This window comes from Streptomyces sp. CLV115, assembly GCF_038448545.1.
Lineage (GTDB): Bacteria > Actinomycetota > Actinomycetes > Streptomycetales > Streptomycetaceae > Streptomyces > Streptomyces sanglieri.
Genome location: NZ_JBCEWQ010000070.1, coordinates 26,270 through 43,296, shown reverse-complemented (window position 1 = coordinate 43,296; position 17,027 = coordinate 26,270). Strand labels below are relative to the sequence as shown.

The window sequence follows — 17,027 nt, the reverse complement described above, 5'->3', positions numbered from 1 at the left end:
AGGCGTAACACCGACGCCCCGGGGGGCGGGCCGGCCGGCCCGCCCCCCGGGGCATCTTCTTCTTCACCGCTGGAAGAGGCGGCGTCGTACGTGTGTACAAGTCGTCCACCCCCGTGTGGGTGATCCTTCCAACGGGGCGCAGTATGCGTCCTGGCGCATGACTACACTTCTCCACACATACACGCGTCAGGCCCACAGTGTCGTGCGTCTTCCACGCGGCAAGCCCCTCCACCGCCTGCGGCCGTCGGGACGGCCGTCCGCACTGGACCTGTGAGGACTCACGTGAGCTCGAAACCTGTCGTACTCATCGCTGAAGAGCTGTCGCCCGCCACGGTGGACGCGCTGGGCCCGGACTTCGAAATCCGGCACTGCAACGGCGCGGACCGCGCCGAGCTCCTCCCCGCGATCGCCGATGTCGATGCCATCCTGGTGCGTTCCGCCACCAAGGTCGACGCCGAGGCCATCGCCGCCGCCAAGAAGCTGAAGGTCGTCGCCCGTGCGGGCGTCGGCCTGGACAACGTCGACGTCTCCGCCGCCACCAAGGCCGGCGTGATGGTCGTGAACGCGCCGACCTCCAACATCGTCACCGCCGCCGAGCTGGCCTGCGGTCTGCTGGTTGCCACCGCGCGCAACATCCCGCAGGCCAACAGCGCCCTCAAGAACGGCGAGTGGAAGCGCTCCAAGTACACCGGCGTCGAGCTCAGCGAGAAGACCCTCGGCGTCGTCGGCCTCGGCCGCATCGGCGTCCTGGTCGCGCAGCGCATGTCGGCCTTCGGCATGAAGATCGTCGCGTACGACCCCTATGTGCAGCCCGCGCGCGCCGCGCAGATGGGCGTCAAGCTCCTCACGCTCGACGAGCTGCTGGAGGTCGCGGACTTCATCACCGTGCACCTGCCCAAGACCCCCGAGACGCTCGGCCTGATCGGCGACGAGGCGCTGCACAAGGTGAAGCCCTCGGTCCGGATCGTCAACGCCGCGCGCGGTGGCATCGTCGACGAGGTGGCGCTCGCCTCCGCCCTCAAGGAGGGCCGCGTCGCCGGCGCCGGTCTCGACGTGTACGCGAAGGAGCCCTGCACGGACTCCCCGCTGTTCGAGTTCGACCAGGTCGTCTGCACCCCGCACCTCGGTGCCTCCACCGACGAGGCCCAGGAGAAGGCGGGCATCGCGGTCGCCAAGTCCGTGCGCCTGGCGCTGGCCGGTGAGCTGGTGCCGGACGCGGTCAACGTCCAGGGCGGCGTGATCGCCGAGGACGTGCGCCCGGGTCTGCCGCTCGCCGAGAAGCTCGGCCGGATCTTCACCGCGCTCGCGGGCGAGGTCGCGGTCCGCCTCGACGTCGAGGTGTACGGCGAGATCACCCAGCACGACGTCAAGGTGCTCGAACTCTCCGCGCTCAAGGGCGTGTTCGAGGATGTCGTCGACGAGACCGTGTCGTATGTGAACGCTCCGCTGTTCGCGCAGGAGCGCGGTGTCGAGGTCCGCCTCACCACCAGCTCCGAGTCGCCCGACCACCGCAATGTGGTCACCGTCCGCGGCACGCTCTCGGGCGGCGAGGAGGTCTCGGTCTCGGGCACGCTGGCCGGGCCCAAGCACCTCCAGAAGATCGTCGCCGTCGGCGAGTACGACGTGGACCTGGCGCTGGCCGACCACATGGTGGTGCTGCGTTACGAGGACCGTCCCGGTGTCGTCGGCACGGTCGGCCGGATCCTCGGCGAGGCCGGTCTGAACATCGCGGGCATGCAGGTGTCGCGGACGGACGCGGGCGGCGAGGCGCTGGTCGTGCTCACCGTCGACGACGACGTCCCGGCGTCGGTGCTCGCCGAGATCTCCACCGAGATCGGCGCCAATTCGGCCCGCACGGTGAACCTGACCGACTGACGGTTCCGGAGCCCCTCCGCGTACCCGGCATCTAGACGTGCGTCTTACACAAACGTCTGCATGCCGGGTACGCTGCTTTCATGGGACACCGTGAGGATCTGCTCGAAGGCGCCAAGCGCTGCCTGCTGGAGAAGGGGTACGCCCGGACGACGGCACGCGACATCGTGGCCGCCTCCGGTACGAACCTCGCCTCCATCGGCTACCACTACGGCTCCAAGGAGGCGCTGCTCAACCTCGCCTTCCTCAAGGTGACGGAGGAGTGGGGCGATGTGCTCACCGAGAAGCCGGACGGGGGCGTGCGGAGCGCGGAGCCCCGGGATCCGCTGGACCAGTTCCGTGAGACCTGGCAGCGGGTGATCGACAGCTACGCGGAGACCCGGTCCGTCTGGCAGCTCCAGATGGAGGTCGTCTCCCGGATCGACCAGGACCCGGAGCTGCGGAAGGCCCTGATGGGCCCGCAGCGCGAGGGGCGCGACGGGCTCGCCGAGAACATGCTCGGCATCGACCCGGAGAAGGATCCCGAGCGGGCGCGGGTGGCCGGGCTGTTCTGCCAGGCGCTGCTCGCGGGCGTGATGGTCCAGTGGATGATGGACAGTGAATCCGCCCCGTCCGCACAGGATCTGACGGACGGTCTGAAGGTCGTGCTGGAGGGCCGCACGGATCCGGCCTGATCCGGACGAAGGGCCCTAGCCCCCGAGCCGCGCGCTCTTGAGTGCCATGTGCAGCAGCAGCCGGTCCTCGCCGTCGTTGAGGTCGAGGCCGGTGAGCTGCTGGATCCGGGAGAGCCGGTAGTAGAGCGTCTGGCGGTGGACCCCGAGGGCCGCGGCCGTCCGGGACGCCTGGCCCGCGCAGTCGAGGAACACCTCGGCGGTGCGGGCCAGATCCTTGTGCGGCGGGGTGAGCAGGGCGCGGACCACCGGGTCCGCGTCCGCCTCCGCGGGCAGCGCGGTCAGCAGCCGGTACGGCCCGATCGACGACCACCGCGCCACCGGGCCGAACCGGGACTCGGCCGCCGCCGTGCGGGCGGCCGCCACCGCTTCGTGCCAGGCCGCGGCCGGCTCGGCGAGGCCCCGGCGGGGCACCGCGATCCCGGCGGTGGTCTCCCGGCCCGCGGCCGACCGCAGCCGGTCCGCGGCGGTGAGCGCCGGTTCGAGGACATCGGTGGAGCGCAGCCGGACCAGCGCGGCCAGCGAGGGGATCCCTCCGGTCCCGGGCACCGAGGACAGCGCCGCCGCCGACGGGACCGTACGGACCGACGGCGGATCGTCCGGCCACGGGGTCACGCACACCACCGTGTGCAGCCCCTGCGCGTCCGGCCCCAGCGCCTCGTGCAGCGCGGCCACCGCCATGTCGCGCTGCCAGCCCCGCCCGGCGGTCAGTACCGCGCCGAACTCCCGGGACGGGGCGGTGCCCGCCCGTGACTCCTCGGCGAGCAGGGCCCCGATCCGGGCCGCCACGTCCATCGCGGCCCTCAGTTGTTCGTCGGTCGGTCCGGGGTCGGCGTCGAGCAGCCATACGTAGCCGAGCACGGCCCCCCGATGGCGTACCGGCAGGCAGATCCGGTCCCGGAAGACCCCGGCCTCCGGGGCCGCGGGGATGCGGACCGGACCGGTGGCGCGGGTGATGCCGAAGCCCTCGAACCAGGCGCGGACGGCGGGCGTGGAGCGGCGGGTCAGGATCGAGCGGGTACGGACCGGATCCATCGCGGTGTCGTCGTCGCTGTCGTGGGCGCCGAAGGCGACCAGGCCGAAGTCCCGGTTCTCCAGCGTCGCGGGGGCGCCGAGCAGCCCGGAGATCTCGTCGACCAGCTCCTGGTAATCGCCCTTCACCCGGCCATTCTCGCACCCCTTCAGACATATGTCTGAGAACCGGGGAACGGATGCGTGACAGCTGTCGATGGCACAGGATCGGAGAGATCCTTAGATTTCACGGTGGTTCTCCGTGCTGTACCGGTCTGTTCCCCATCTGCCGGTATGGCCTTCGTTCGTACTTTCCGTGGAGGTGCCCCGTGCTGGGTCCCGTGATTCTCGCCGCGTCCCGCAGCGACAAGATGCGCCGCTTCATCTCGGCCGCACCTGGCACCAAGCAGGTCGTCGACCGGTTCATCGCCGGTGAGTCCGTCGACCAGGTCGTCCCGATCATCGAGGACGCCGCCGCCAAGGGACTCGAAGTCACCCTCGACGTGGTCGGCGAGGACATCACCACCCCCGAGCAGGCGGCCGACGCCCGTGACGCCTACCTCGGACTGATCGAGCGCCTCAAGGACCTCGGCCTGGGCACCAGGGCCGAGATGTCCGTCAAGCTCTCCATGTTCGGCCAAGCGCTGGACGGCGGCCACGAGCTGGCGCTCGCCAACGTCCGCCCGGTCGTCGAGGCCGCCGCCGAGATCGGCACCACGGTTACGCTGGACGCCGAGGACCACACCACCCTCGACTCGATGTTCGCCATCCACGAGGAGCTGCGGAAGGACTTCCCGCAGACCGGCTGCGTGATCCAGGCCTACCTGTTCCGCACCGAGGACGACGCCCGCCGGCTGGCCGCCGCAGGCAGCCGCGTGCGCATCGTGAAGGGCGCCTACAAGGAGCCCGCCTCCGTCGCGTACCAGGACAAGGCCGAGATCGACAAGGCGTACGTCCGTATCCTGCGGATCCTCATGGAGGGCGCGGGCTACCCGATGATCGGATCCCACGACCCGCGGCTGATAGCCATCGCCCAGGAGCTGGGACGCAAGGCCGGGCGCAAACTGGATGAGTACGAGTTCCAGATGCTGTACGGCATCCGCAGCGACGAGCACCTCCGGCTCGCGGCCGAGGGACACCGGATGCGTGTCTACACCGCGTACGGCACCGACTGGTACGGCTACTTCATGCGCCGCCTCGCCGAGAAGCCGGCGAACCTGCTGTTCTTCGGCCGCTCCATCCTCACCAAGGGCTGAGCCCCCTCCACCTCTCTACCCAAGGAGCAACGGAACCCATGGACGCTGTCACCCAGGTCCCCGCGCCGGTCAACGAGCCGGTCCACTCCTACGCGCCGGGCTCCCCGGAGCGTGCCCGCCTGGAGGTGAAGCTCAAGGAGCTTAGCCAGAACCCGATCGACCTTCCGATGACCATCGGTGGCGAGAAGCGGATGGGCGGCGGCGAGCGCTTCGACGTCGTACAGCCGCACAACCACAAGGCCGTCATCGGTACCTTCGCCGGCGCCACGCAGCAGGACGCGCAGGACGCGATCGACGCCGCGCTCGCCGCCGCCCCGGCCTGGCGCGCGATGTCCTTCGACGACCGCGCCGCGATCATCCTGCGCGCCGCCGAGCTGCTCTCCGGCCCGTGGCGCGAGACGCTGGCCGCCTCCACGATGCTCGGCCAGTCCAAGACCGCGCAGCAGGCCGAGATCGACACCCCCTGCGAGCTCGTCGACTTCTGGCGCTTCAACGTGCACTACGCGCGCCAGATCCTCGCCGAGCAGCCGCCGGCCAACTCGCCGGGCGTGTGGAACCGCATGGACCACCGCCCGCTGGAGGGCTTCGTCTACGCGATCACGCCGTTCAACTTCACGGCCATCGCGGGCAACCTGCCCACCGCCCCCGCCCTCATGGGCAACGTCGTGGTGTGGAAGCCGTCCCCGACGCAGACCCACGCCGCCGTGCTGCTGATGCAGCTGCTGGAAGAGGCCGGTCTGCCCAAGGGCGTCATCAACCTGGTGACCGGTGACGGCATCGCCGTCTCCGAGGTGGCCCTGAACCACCGCGACCTGGCCGGCATCCACTTCACCGGCTCGACCCCCACCTTCCAGCACCTGTGGAAGACGGTCGGCAACAACATCGCCAACTACCGCACCTACCCGCGGCTCGTCGGCGAGACCGGTGGCAAGGACTTCGTCGTCGCCCACCCGTCGGCCGACCACGCCGTCCTGAAGACCGCGCTGACCCGCGGCTCCTTCGAGTTCCAGGGCCAGAAGTGCTCGGCCTCCTCCCGCGCCTACATTCCGGCCTCCATCTGGAACTCCGGTTTCAAGGAGAAGTTCGCCGCCGAGGTCGACTCCATCTCCATGGGTGACGTCACCGACCTGTCGAACTTCATCGGCGCCGTGATCGACGAGCGCTCGTTCGCCAAGAACAAGGCCGCGATCGACCGTGCGAAGGCCGACCAGTCCTGCACGATCGTCGCGGGCGGCACCTACGACGACTCGGTGGGCTACTTCGTCCGCCCGACCGTCATCGAGTGCAGCGACCCGTCGAACGAGGTCTTCACGACCGAGTACTTCGGCCCGATCCTCGCCGTGCACGTATACGAGGACGACCAGTACGACGCGATGCTGGAGCAGATGGAGTCGGTCTCCGACTACGCGCTGACCGGTTCCGTCATCTCGAACGACCGCGCCGCGGCCGCGTACACGATGGAGAAGCTGCGCTACGCCGCGGGCAACTTCTACATCAACGACAAGTCGACCGGTGCCGTCGTCGGCCAGCAGCCCTTCGGCGGTGGCCGGGCCTCGGGCACCAACGACAAGGCGGGCGCCCCGCAGAACCTCCAGCGCTGGACCCTGACCCGGGCCATCAAGGAGACGCTGGTCCCGCCGACCGACTACACCTACCCCCACCAGGGCTGATCCCCCGGGGCGCCCCACCCCTGGCGCCCCGCCGCGAATTCCGCCTCCCGCCCGGTTCCCCTGCCGGCCGGGAGGCGGTTTCCATGGGGCCCGGATCCCCACGGGACGGGGCTCAGATCTCCACCAGCACCTGGTCCAGCGACTTCCGTACCAGGCCGGGCACCTGGCAGTCGTCGGCCGGATACCCGATCGGAATCACCGCGAACGCCTTCTCGTTCTCCGGCCGGTCCAGCACCTCGCGCAGGAACCGCATCGGGCTCGGCGTGTGGATCAGCGCCGCCAGGCCCGAGAGGTGCAGGGCCGACAGCAGCATCCCGACGGCGATCCCGACCGACTCGTCGACGTAGTAGTGCTTGTGCCGGGTGCCGTCCTCGCCCACCCAGTACCGCTGCTGGAAGACCACGACCAGGGCCGGGGCGTCCGTCATGTGGGCCTTGACGGCGTCCGTGCCCAGCGGTCGCAGCGCCGCCAGCCACTCCTCGCCGAGCCTGCCGTCGTAGCTGATCCGCTCCTCGTGCTCGGCCGCCTCCCGGATGAGCCCGCGCACCTGCGGGTCCTTGACCAGGACGAAGGTCCACGGCTGCTGGTGGGCGCCGGACGGAGCGGTCGCGGCACAGGCGATCGCGTCCTTCACGACCTGCTCGGGAACGGGGTCGGACGAGAACTGGCGCACGGTCCTGCGCGCGCCCATCCGCTCCCGCAGCCGGGCGGCACGGGCGAGCGACTCGTCGGCCGCGATCCGTTCGGGGCGGTGGGGGACCGGCTGGTAGGGCGCGCCATGGATGGGCGTCCACTGCTTGGGTACGGCTGTGGTGTCGGACATCCCGGCAGTGTGGCGCGCGGCGACTGGTCCGGACCAGAGCGTCCTCGGACAGAAGCGGTGCGCGCGTCGGTCAGTGTCCGCTCAGCCCCAGCCCGCGACGATCACCGACAGCCCCGCCGTGAACCCGCCGCCCAGCAGGACCAGATAGTGGCCGTACCGGCGGCGGTGGCGGCGCATGAGCAGCCCGAAGGCGGCGAAGCCGAGCCCCACGGTGAGCGTCCGGGAGCCCCGGGCCGTCGCCGAAGCGGTGAGCCAGTCGAGCGCGGGCACACCGGCGCGGCCCGCCTCGGCCCCGTACACCTTGAACGGAATGCCGTTCCACGGCTGGTGCCGCACCGCCGAGGCGCCCTCCAGCGCCAGCCCGGCCCGGACCTCGGCGCGCATCCGGTCCGTGGTCAGCGGGGCGGGCAGATGCACGCCGGCCGAGGCCAGCTGAAGGGCGAGCAGGCCACCGGCCAGACTGCCGGCGAGCGCGCCCAGCGACATCCGCAGCGCCGCCCGCGGCACCGCCACACACACCACGCCCAGCAGCAGTTCCGGCATCAGCGGCCAGCTCAGCGCCTCCGCCAGCGCCCAGCCGAACGCCAGCGGGACACCCCCGCGCGAGGTGACGACCGACGCCACCCGGCGCCGCGTCGCGGAGTCCCGCAGCGGCTCGGCGACCGTACGCGCGTGCAGCGCGACCACCGCGTCGCGGGCCTCCCGCGGACCGGCCGTCGACGGCAGCGGATCACCGATCGACACCCGCACCAGCGCCGAGCGCAGCCGGCCGTGCTTGGGCAGCAGCCGGTCCGTGCCCGCGATCCCCACCGGGACCACCGGTACGCCCGCCCGCTCGGCCAGCACCAGCGCGCCGCGGTGGAAGGAGCCCAGCTCGCCGTCCTTGCCCCGGGTTCCCTCCGGGAACAGGACGACCGCCCGGCCGGAGCGGAGCTCGTCCGCCATGGACAGCAGGTCGTCCATGCCGCCGCCACTGCGCCGGACCGGGAAGCCGGCCGCGAGCCGGCGGCAGATCCGGCGCCGCCACGGCGAGGCGAACCAGTAGTCGGCCGCCGCGCCGATCGCCGGGGTGTGCCGGGCGTCGAGCGCGGCGAGCAGCGCCGCCGTGTCGGCGTGCGAGGAGTGGTTGGCGACGACGACACAGCCGCCGCGCGGCAGCCGGCCGCGCCGCTCCACCCCGCCGGTGAGGCTGAGGACGCCCCACCACAGACCGCGCCGGAGCGCGGCGGCGAACCGGGAACGTGCGGGCAGCGCGACCCGGCCGGGCATGCGCGCAAGGGTGCGGCTCATGTCATCACCATCGTCAGGAGAAGGGCCACCAGCAGGGAGTCGATCCGGTCGAGGAGGCCGCCGAAGCCGGGCAGCCAGCTGCCCGCGTCCTTCACCCCCGACTCGCGCTTGACCATCGATTCGAGCAGGTCACCGAGGACGCAGCCGCCGATCACCGCGGCCCACAGCGGGAGCGTGAACTCGCCGAGTACGAGCAGCGGCAGGGCCGTGGCCACCGCCGCGCCCAGCACCCCCGCCCAGGTCTTGTTGGGGGAGAGCGGCGACAGCGGCCGGGCGAGCGGGCCCCGGCGGCCCAGCGCCGTGCCGCCGCACCAGGCGCCGACGTCGCCGAGCGCCACCGCCAGCCCCACCGCGACCCCCGTGTCCCCGAGCGTCACCAGACCGGTCAGCGCGACCGGAACCCACAGCAGCCCGAAGGCGGTGCGCGCGGTGCGGGTGAAGCCGGTCCGGTCGTCCCCGCCGAGCACCGGCGGGAGCGCGGCCGCGACCAGCAGCAGCGCCGCCGCCCGGACGTCGAGGAGCTGGGGCGCCAGCCACGCCAGCGCGGGAAGCGCCACCGCGGCCGTCACGAGCACCGCGAGGTCGCCGCGGCGCAGCCCGGCCATCCGCGCGAACTCGCCCGCCGCGACCACCCCGAGCCCCGCGGCCAGCGCGAACGTCCCGCCGCCGCCCAGGAAGTACGCCCCCAGGAAGACCGGCGCCACCAGCGCCCAGGTGCGCCACCGCCTGCGCAGCTCGGCCCGCATCCGGACCTTCGACGGCAGTACGGCGACGGCGACACCGCCCGCCCCCAGCATCCCCGCGACCAGCGGCACGGCCCGTGCCGCGGCTTCCTCCGCGATCAGTACCGCGCTCATGCCAGCTCCCGCCACAGGCCCGCCAGCCGGAGCACCGCGGTGAGCAGTGAACCGGCGGCGATCACGATCAGCACGGGTACCGCCCAGCCGCTCGCCGCCGCGACCACGACCAGCAGACAGCGCTCGGTCTTGCCGACCGGGCCGCCGTTGCGCCGGGGCGCGCCCGCCGCCGCCCCGGCCAGCGACACCCAGGACGGCAGGGTCGCCGCGAGCCCGGCCGCCGCCACCAGCCACAGCGGGGCGAGTGCCAGGAAGCCGGCCAGCACGACCAGATCCGCCACCCGGTCGCCGAGCTCGTTGAGCACCGCGCCGCGCCGGGTCGTCCGGCCGGTGTCCCGGGCCAGCGCGCCGTCCAGGTTGGCGAAGGCGAGCCGGGCGGCGAGCAGCACGGCGACCGGCAGGGCGGCGAGGCCGGCGGGCAGCCAGGCCAGCGCGGCGGCGGCACCGGCCGCCGAGACCACACCGGCCGCGGTGAGGGTGTCGGGCGACACCTCACGGCGGACCAGCGAGGCGCGGGCACCGGAGAGCCGGTCCGCGTACCAGGGCTTGAGAGCGTAGAGGCCGTTCATGTGTCCAACTGTCTTGCGACGCACAGTTCTTCGACACGTGGCAGGTACTCAGATGCCCACTGAGTATCCGGCGGCCGCAGTGGTTGAGGTACTGAGGGACATGACCGGGCCGACCCTTCGCACCGCACACGCCTGTCGGCCGGGCGCTCGTACCGGACCGGCGGTGTGGAGGCCGTGGCGGTCCGCGCGGCCCGCCGCCGGGCAGGGCCCGGCGGGCGGATCACGGCCGAGCCGGAGGAGGTCGCCGACGGGGCTGTGCCTTCGGCGCGCCGTCCGCGTCGGCCGCCGGGGGCCGTGCTGTACGCCGGGCGCGGCCGGCGGGTGTGGCCGGGGCGGATCGCCGTGCAGGCGCGGTACGGGGGAGGGGGAGCGGCTGCCGGGCGAGGAGGGCGGCAGTGTGTCCGCGGCGCGGCCGGGTGCGGGCCGTCCACCGGCTCCGGGGCGCCGGTCCTCGACCGGCGGGACGGGGACGTGACGTGGGCGACACCCGCTCGGACGAGGCGGTCCGGGGGTGGTGTCACCCCCTCTGAGCAGGGGCGATGGTCTGTCGTTCGGGCTCTCGTCCGGAATCCGGGAACGGCCGCGGGTAAACCTCCGTCTCAGATAGTAGGAAGTCCGAGTAATTGTGGAGACAGACCGGCCGAGCTGCCCTAGCTTTGTAGAAGCCGAACGTCACGCTAGATCCAGCGACTGGCGGTCGTGAGTGCGCGCCCCTGTGCAGGCAACCCCTGCGGCGCCCGCTCCCCGCCCTTTCCGGCGCCTCGAAATCCCGATCTCGAAATCATCTTGACGATTTTTCGATCTCGAAATCCTCGCGATCTCAAGGAGTCGATCCATCATGGTCCAGACGACTGCCCGCCGTGTCCGTCACACCCCCCGCCCGACCGAGTCGGAGCGCCGCAATGCCGCCGCCGCCCTCCAGCGCGCCCTCGACCGCAGGGACAACGGCGGCTCCACGGGCCACTGAGACCGGCTGAGCGGGCCGGTCACCGGACCGGCCCGACGGACGGTCAGCCCCGGCCGATCTCGACGGTCGATGCGCTCGCCCGACTCGGCGAGCGCGGTGACCTTCATCCGCTTGTGCCGGCCGGGCCGCACCTCCACCGCCAGGAACGAGAACCCGGTGTAGCGCACCCGGGACCACTCCACGGTCTCGGCAGCCTTCCCGCCGCCCTTGACCACGTGGTACGTGTCCACGCTCTCCCGGTCCGCGACATGGCCCTCGTAGGTGTCCGGCACCGGGAAGTCGTACAGCGCCCTGCCCGCGCCGCCCGCGGTGACGTACACGATGCCGTCCCGCGTCGGGTCGGTGCGCTCGCCGATCGGCACCCTGCGCCGGACGGCGTTGTTGAGGATCGCGTCGGTGCGCTCGTAGACGTGGTTGTGGCCGTTGATGACCAGGTCCACCCGGTGCTTCTCGAAGAGCGGCACCCACGCGTCGCGCACCCCGCCGTCGGAGGCGTGCGCGTTGGTGGTGGAGAAGGCGCAGTGGTGGAAGAAGACCACGACGAAGTCGATGTCGTGACGGGCCCGCAGCTCACCGAGGCGCCGGTCCAGCCAGCGGGTCTGCCGGCCTTCGCTGATCCCGAAGTTGGCCGGGATCTCGTACGAGACGTCATTGGCGTCGAGGGCGACGACCCCCACATTGCCGTGCACGAACGAGTAGGCACCGGGCTGGTTCACCGGGTCCGGGCCGTTGCCGGGCAGCGTCCAGCGGGCGTTCTGGCCGCCGTAGCCGTCCGGCGAGTACCAGGCCTCCATGTCGTGGTTGCCGGTGGTCACCATCCACGGCACGGTCTTCGACACGGTCTCCGTCTGCGCCAGGAACTGGTCCCAGGTGCGGGCGTCGTAGGTGTCGGTGCTCTGCCCGGAGCCGGACGGGTCGAACCAGAACATCCACCCGTCGTCCGGCGTCGTACCGTCAGATAGGTGAACGGTACACGTACAGCTCCCCATGTGTCCGTATGGTGGACGTGACGTGTCATGGGGTGGGACGCGCAGTAGGGTGCAGGCATGTCTCGCAGCATCAATCTCGCAGTGATCCCCGGTGACGGTATCGGCCGGGAGGTCGTGGCCCAGGGCCTCAAGGTCCTAGGCGCTGTTCTCCCGCAGGACGTGAAGCTGGAGACCAAGGAGTACGACCTTGGCGCCCAGCGGTGGCACCGCACCGGTGAAACCCTCCCGGACGCGGAGCTCGAAGCCCTCAAGGGGCACGACGCCATCCTGCTCGGCGCGATCGGCGACCCCTCCGTGCCGTCGGGCGTCCTGGAGCGCGGGCTTCTGCTGAAGCTGCGGTTCGCCTTCGACCACTTCATCAACCTGCGGCCGTCGAAGCTGTTCCCGAACACCGCGACCCCGCTGGCCGGCCGCCCCGACATCGACTTCGTCGTCGTCCGCGAGGGCACCGAGGGCCCGTACACCGGCAACGGCGGCTCGCTGCGCACCGGTACGCCGGCCGAGGTCGCCACCGAGGTCAGCGTCAACACCGCGTACGGCGTCGAGCGCGTCGTCCGGGACGCGTTCGAGCGGGCGAACGCCCGCCCGCGCAAGAAGCTGACGCTGGTGCACAAGAACAACGTCCTCGTGTACGCCGGCCACATGTGGAAGAACATCTTCGACAGGGTCGCGACCGAGTACCCCGAGGTCACCACCGACTATCTGCACGTCGACGCCGCGACGATCTTCTTCGTCACCCAGCCGGAGCGCTTCGACGTCATCGTCACCGACAACCTCTTCGGCGACATCCTCACCGACCTCGCCGCTGCCGTGACCGGCGGCATCGGCCTGGCCGCCTCCGGCAACATCAACCCGACGGGCACCTTCCCGTCGATGTTCGAGCCGGTCCACGGCTCCGCCCCCGACATCGCGGGCCAGGGCAAGGCCGACCCGACGGCCACGGTCCTCTCCGTCGCCCTCCTGCTGCGCCACCTCGGCCACGAGTCCGAGGCCGTGCGCATCGAGGACGCCGTCTCCGCCGACCTCGCGGAGCGCGACGGCACGGCCGCCCGTACGACCGACCAGATCGGCGACGCGCTCGCGGTACGCGTAGCGAACTGACCCGACGACTCCGTTTCGAAGCCGCCGGGCAACCACCGCACCCGGCGGCTTCACCTTGTGCGGCCCCGGGTGCCACCATCGACCACTGGACCGCACACGCGTCGTTTCGTGCACGGCCGCCCGGGAGCGATAATCGAACGGGGCCGTGGCTCGCAACAAAACTCGGACGTCCTAGCACCTGTCTGGCAGGAGCGGCGTGAGCGCGGTCCAACCCACACAACGGTGAAGGACACGCACTCATGACGACGCCCACGATCGAGCTCAAGCCCTCCTCGAACCCCCTGTCCGACGCGGAGCGCGAGGCGAGCATGGTCAATCCCGGATTCGGCCGCCGCTTCACCGATCACATGGTGACGATCAGGTGGACCGAGGGCCGCGGCTGGCACGACGCCCAGCTCGTGCCCTACGCGCCGCTTTCGATCGACCCCGCCAACATGACCCTGCACTACGGGCAGGAGATCTTCGAGGGCCTCAAGGCCTACCGGCAGCCCGACGGCTCGGTCGCCACCTTCCGTCCCGAGGCCAACGCCAAGCGCTTCCAGGCCTCCGCCCGCCGGCTGGCCATGCCGGAGCTGCCCGTCGAGACGTTCATCGCGGCCTGCGACGCGCTGGTCAAGCAGGACGCGGCCTGGGTTCCGGCGCACGGCGGCGAGGAGTCCCTCTACCTGCGCCCGTTCATGATCGCGACCGAGGTCGGTCTCGGCGTGCGGCCCGCCAACGAGTACCTGTTCCTGGTGATCGCCTCGCCCGCCGGCGCGTACTTCCCCGGCGGTGTGAAGCCGGTCTCGATCTGGCTCTCCGAGAACCGGGTGCGTGCCGTCCCCGGCGGCATGGGCGACGCCAAGACCGGCGGCAACTACGCCGCGTCGCTGCTCGCCCAGGCCGAGGCCGCCGAGAAGGGCTGCGACCAGGTCGCCTACCTCGACGCGGTCGAGCACAAGTGGGTCGAGGAGCTCGGCGGCATGAACCTGTACTTCGTGTACGGGGACAAGATCGTCACCCCGGCCCTGACCGGCTCGCTGCTCGCCGGTGTCACCCGTGACTCGCTGCTCAAGGTCGCCCGCGACCTCGGCTACGAGTCGGAGGAGGGGCGCGTCTCCATCGACCAGTGGCGCGACGACACCGCCGGCGGCAGCCTCACCGAGGTCTTCGCCTGCGGCACCGCCGCCGTCATCACCCCCGTCGGCACCGTCAAGTCCGAGGGCGGCGAGTGGGTCCAGGGCGACGGCACGCCCGGCCGGGTCACGATGAAGCTGCGCGAGCGCCTGCTGGACATCCAGCGCGGCGTCGCCGAGGACACCCACGGCTGGATGCACCCCCTCGGCTAGGTCTTCCGTCCGGTTCAGGCCGGATCGGGCACCGGGGCACACGAGCCCGGCACGATCCGAAGAAGAGGCCCCGGGGTCTCTCCGGCCCGCGGGCCGATCCCGTACGAACGAAAAGCCGCGCCCAGCTCCTGCCGGGCGCGGCTTTCGTATGCCCGGGACATGTTCCCCCGCTCCCCGGAGTGCGACCCCTCACATTCTTAGAGCAGCACTCTAACCATGGGTTAGAGTGCTGCTCTAACCGAGAGGTGTGGAGACGTGCGACTGACTCCGACGGAACGCGACCGGCTGCTGCTGTTCAGCGCCGCCGAACTGGCCCGGGCCCGCCGCGCCCGGGGGCTGAAGCTCAACGTCCCCGAGGCGACCGCGCTGATCGCGGACACGGTCTGCGAGGCCGCCCGGGACGGGCGCCGGCTCGCCGAGGCCATCGAGGCGGCGCGGTCCGTGCTCGGCCCCGACGACGTACTGCCGGGCGTCGCCGACGTCGTCACCGAGGTCCATGTGGAGGCCGTCTTCGACGACGGCTCCCGGCTCGCCGTGGTCTCCCGGCCGCTGGGCGACGGGCTGGGCGACGACGCCCCCGGGGCCGTCGTCCCCGGGCCCGCCACGCCCGAGCCGGAGCCCGCGGTGCGGCTGACCGTCCAGAACACCGCGACCGTGCCGGTCTCCGTGACCTCGCACTTCCACTTCTTCGAGGCCAACCCCCGGCTCGACTTCGACCGCGCGGAGGCCTACGGGATGCGGCTCTGCGTCCCCGCCGGGTCCTCCGTCCGGTTCGGACCCGGCGAATCCGTCGAGGTGGGGCTCGTGCCGATCGGCGGCGAGCGGATCGCGATCGGCTTCGCGGGCCTGGTCGACGGCCCGCTGGACGCGCCCGGCGCACGCGAAGAGGCCCTGCGGCGCGCCGCCGCCTGTGGATATCTGGGAGCTGAGCGATGAGCATCGATCCGTACGAGTACGCCTCCGTCCACGGCCCGCGCGCCGGGGACCGGGTCCGGCTCGGCGACTCCGGTCTCACCGTCCGCGTCGAGTCCGACGCACAGCGGTACGGCGAGGAGTTCCTCGCCGGCTTCGGCAAGACCGCCCGCGACGGACTGCACCTCAAGGCCGCCGCCGTCCGCGACACCTGTGACGTCGTCATCAGCAATGTGCTGGTCATCGACGCCGTGCAGGGCATCCGCAAGGTGTCCATCGGCATCCGCGAGGGCCGGATCGCGTCGATCGGCCGGGCCGGCAACCCCGACACCCTGGACGGCGTCGACGTCGTCGTCGGCACAGGCACCACCATCGTCTCCGGCGAGGGGATGATCGCGACGGCGGGTGCCGTCGACACCCATGTCCACCTGCTCTCGCCGCGGATCATGGAGGCGTCCCTGGCATCCGGCGTCACCACGATCATCGGCCAGGAGTTCGGCCCGGTCTGGGGCGTCGGCGTCAACTCGCCCTGGGCGCTGCGCCACGCCTTCAACGCCTTCGACGCCTGGCCGGTCAACATCGGCTTCCTGGGCCGCGGTTCCTCCTCCCACCAGGCCCCGCTGGTCGAGGCGCTCGCCGAGGGCGGGGCCTGCGGCTTCAAGGTCCACGAGGACATGGGCGCCCACACCCGGGCCCTGGACACCGCACTGCGGGTCGCCGAGGAGCACGACGTCCAGGTCGCCCTGCACAGCGACGGGCTGAACGAATGCCTGTCCGTCGAGGACACCCTGAAGGTGCTGGAGGGCCGCACGATCCACGCCTTCCACATCGAGGGCTGCGGCGGTGGACACGTCCCCAACGTCCTGAAGATGGCGGGCGTCGAGAACGTCATCGGCTCGTCCACCAACCCGACGCTGCCCTTCGGCCGGGACGCCGTCGCCGAGCACTACGGAATGATCGTCTCCGTCCACGACCTCAAGACGGACCTGCCGGGCGACGCAGCCATGGCCCGGGACCGGATCCGCGCCGGGACGATGGGCGCCGAGGACGTCCTGCACGACCTGGGCGCCATCGGCATCACCTCGTCCGACGCGCAGGGCATGGGGCGGGCCGGCGAGACGGTGCGCCGCACCTTCGCGATGGCCGGGAAGATGAAGGCCGAGCTCGGCCCGATGGAGGGCGACGGCCCCGCGGACGACAACGCCCGGGTGCTGCGCTACATCGCCAAGCTCACCATCAACCCCGCCATCGCCCACGGCCTCTCGCACGAGATCGGCTCCATCGAGACCGGCAAGATGGCCGACATCGTGCTGTGGCGCCCCGAGTTCTTCGGCGCCAAGCCGCAGCTCGTGCTGAAGTCCGGCTTCCCCGCGTACGGCGTCACGGGCGACCCGAACGCCGCCACCGACACCTGCGAACCCCTCGTCCTGGGGCCGCAGTTCGGGGCGTACGGGGCCACCGCCGCCGACCTCTCGGTGGCCTTCGTCTCGCAGGCGGCCACCCAGCTCGGCGCCGACTCGATGCCCACCCGCCGCCGCCGCGTCGGCGTGCGCGGCACCCGCGGCATCGGCCCCGGCGACCTGATCCACAACTCCCGCACCGGAGCGGTCGCCGTGGACGCCCGCAGCGGTCTGGTCACCCTGGACGGCGACCCGCTGCGCTCCGAGCCCGCCGAATCCGTCTCCCTCAACCGCCTCTACTTCCTCTGAGG

At 71.7% G+C, this 17,027-nt stretch carries 13 protein-coding genes and 1 pseudogene; 8 read left to right on the top strand and 6 right to left on the bottom strand.

Annotated features, from left to right (window positions below; translation table 11 throughout):
* Positions 1–282 precede the first annotated feature (282 nt).
* Entirely contained in the window at positions 283–1,875 is a 1,593-nt protein-coding gene (serA, locus tag AADR41_RS23530; protein WP_342283371.1) for a phosphoglycerate dehydrogenase, read from the top strand.
* 80 nt (positions 1,876–1,955) lie between these two features.
* On the top strand, positions 1,956–2,546 hold the full coding sequence (locus AADR41_RS23525; RefSeq protein ID WP_342283370.1) for a TetR/AcrR family transcriptional regulator: 591 nt from the start codon (positions 1,956–1,958) through the stop codon (positions 2,544–2,546).
* Between the two features lie 15 nt (positions 2,547–2,561).
* Here the strand turns inward: AADR41_RS23525 and AADR41_RS23520 are convergent, their stop codons facing one another.
* Positions 2,562–3,704 carry a helix-turn-helix domain-containing protein gene (locus AADR41_RS23520; protein ID WP_342283369.1) on the bottom strand — a complete coding sequence of 381 codons (1,143 nt, stop codon included), beginning with the start codon at positions 3,702–3,704 and terminating at the stop codon, positions 2,562–2,564.
* Positions 3,705–3,883: 179 nt separating this feature from the next.
* Between AADR41_RS23520 and AADR41_RS23515 the strand changes: the two genes are divergently transcribed.
* Complete coding sequence (locus AADR41_RS23515) at positions 3,884–4,810, top strand: proline dehydrogenase family protein (RefSeq protein WP_342283368.1); 927 nt, start codon at positions 3,884–3,886, stop codon at positions 4,808–4,810.
* Between the two features lie 38 nt (positions 4,811–4,848).
* Positions 4,849–6,480, top strand: a complete 1,632-nt coding sequence (pruA, locus tag AADR41_RS23510) for an L-glutamate gamma-semialdehyde dehydrogenase (protein ID WP_342283367.1) — start codon at positions 4,849–4,851, stop codon at positions 6,478–6,480.
* Between the two features lie 112 nt (positions 6,481–6,592).
* On the opposite strand, the gene AADR41_RS23505 is transcribed toward pruA, so the two are convergent.
* From AADR41_RS23505 to AADR41_RS23485, 5 genes and pseudogenes are all read right to left on the bottom strand, one after another.
* Positions 6,593–7,303: a nitroreductase family protein gene (locus AADR41_RS23505; protein ID WP_342283366.1), complete on the bottom strand. Its 711-nt coding sequence runs from the start codon at positions 7,301–7,303 to the stop codon at positions 6,593–6,595.
* A gap of 81 nt (positions 7,304–7,384) precedes the next feature.
* Complete coding sequence (locus tag AADR41_RS23500; protein ID WP_446751103.1) at positions 7,385–8,593, bottom strand: lysophospholipid acyltransferase family protein; 1,209 nt, start codon at positions 8,591–8,593, stop codon at positions 7,385–7,387.
* Positions 8,590–9,450, bottom strand: a complete 861-nt coding sequence (locus tag AADR41_RS23495) for a phosphatidate cytidylyltransferase (protein WP_342283365.1) — start codon at positions 9,448–9,450, stop codon at positions 8,590–8,592. Before AADR41_RS23495 ends, AADR41_RS23500 begins: the two co-directional genes overlap by 4 nt.
* On the bottom strand, positions 9,447–10,019 hold the full coding sequence (locus tag AADR41_RS23490; protein ID WP_342283364.1) for a CDP-alcohol phosphatidyltransferase family protein: 573 nt from the start codon (positions 10,017–10,019) through the stop codon (positions 9,447–9,449). Before AADR41_RS23490 ends, AADR41_RS23495 begins: the two co-directional genes overlap by 4 nt.
* Before the next feature lie 1,010 nt (positions 10,020–11,029).
* Positions 11,030–11,906 (bottom strand): annotated as a pseudogene (locus AADR41_RS23485) (metallophosphoesterase); the annotation flags it as partial.
* A 126-nt stretch (positions 11,907–12,032) separates the two neighbouring features.
* Between AADR41_RS23485 and AADR41_RS23480 the strand changes: the two are divergent.
* The 4 genes from AADR41_RS23480 (at position 12,033) to AADR41_RS23465 (ending at position 17,025) form a co-directional block, all read left to right on the top strand.
* Positions 12,033–13,076 (top strand): 3-isopropylmalate dehydrogenase, encoded by a 1,044-nt coding sequence (locus AADR41_RS23480; RefSeq protein ID WP_342283363.1) that lies wholly within the window; start codon positions 12,033–12,035, stop codon positions 13,074–13,076.
* Positions 13,077–13,315: 239 nt separating this feature from the next.
* Positions 13,316–14,404 carry a branched-chain amino acid aminotransferase gene (locus AADR41_RS23475; RefSeq protein WP_342283362.1) on the top strand — a complete coding sequence of 363 codons (1,089 nt, stop codon included), beginning with the start codon at positions 13,316–13,318 and terminating at the stop codon, positions 14,402–14,404.
* 255 nt (positions 14,405–14,659) lie between these two features.
* Entirely contained in the window at positions 14,660–15,340 is a 681-nt protein-coding gene (gene ureA / locus AADR41_RS23470; protein WP_342283361.1) for an urease subunit gamma, read from the top strand.
* Positions 15,337–17,025, top strand: a complete 1,689-nt coding sequence (locus AADR41_RS23465; RefSeq protein ID WP_342283360.1) for an urease subunit alpha — start codon at positions 15,337–15,339, stop codon at positions 17,023–17,025. The genes ureA and AADR41_RS23465 overlap by 4 nt, the downstream gene beginning before the upstream one ends.
* Positions 17,026–17,027 lie beyond the last annotated feature (2 nt).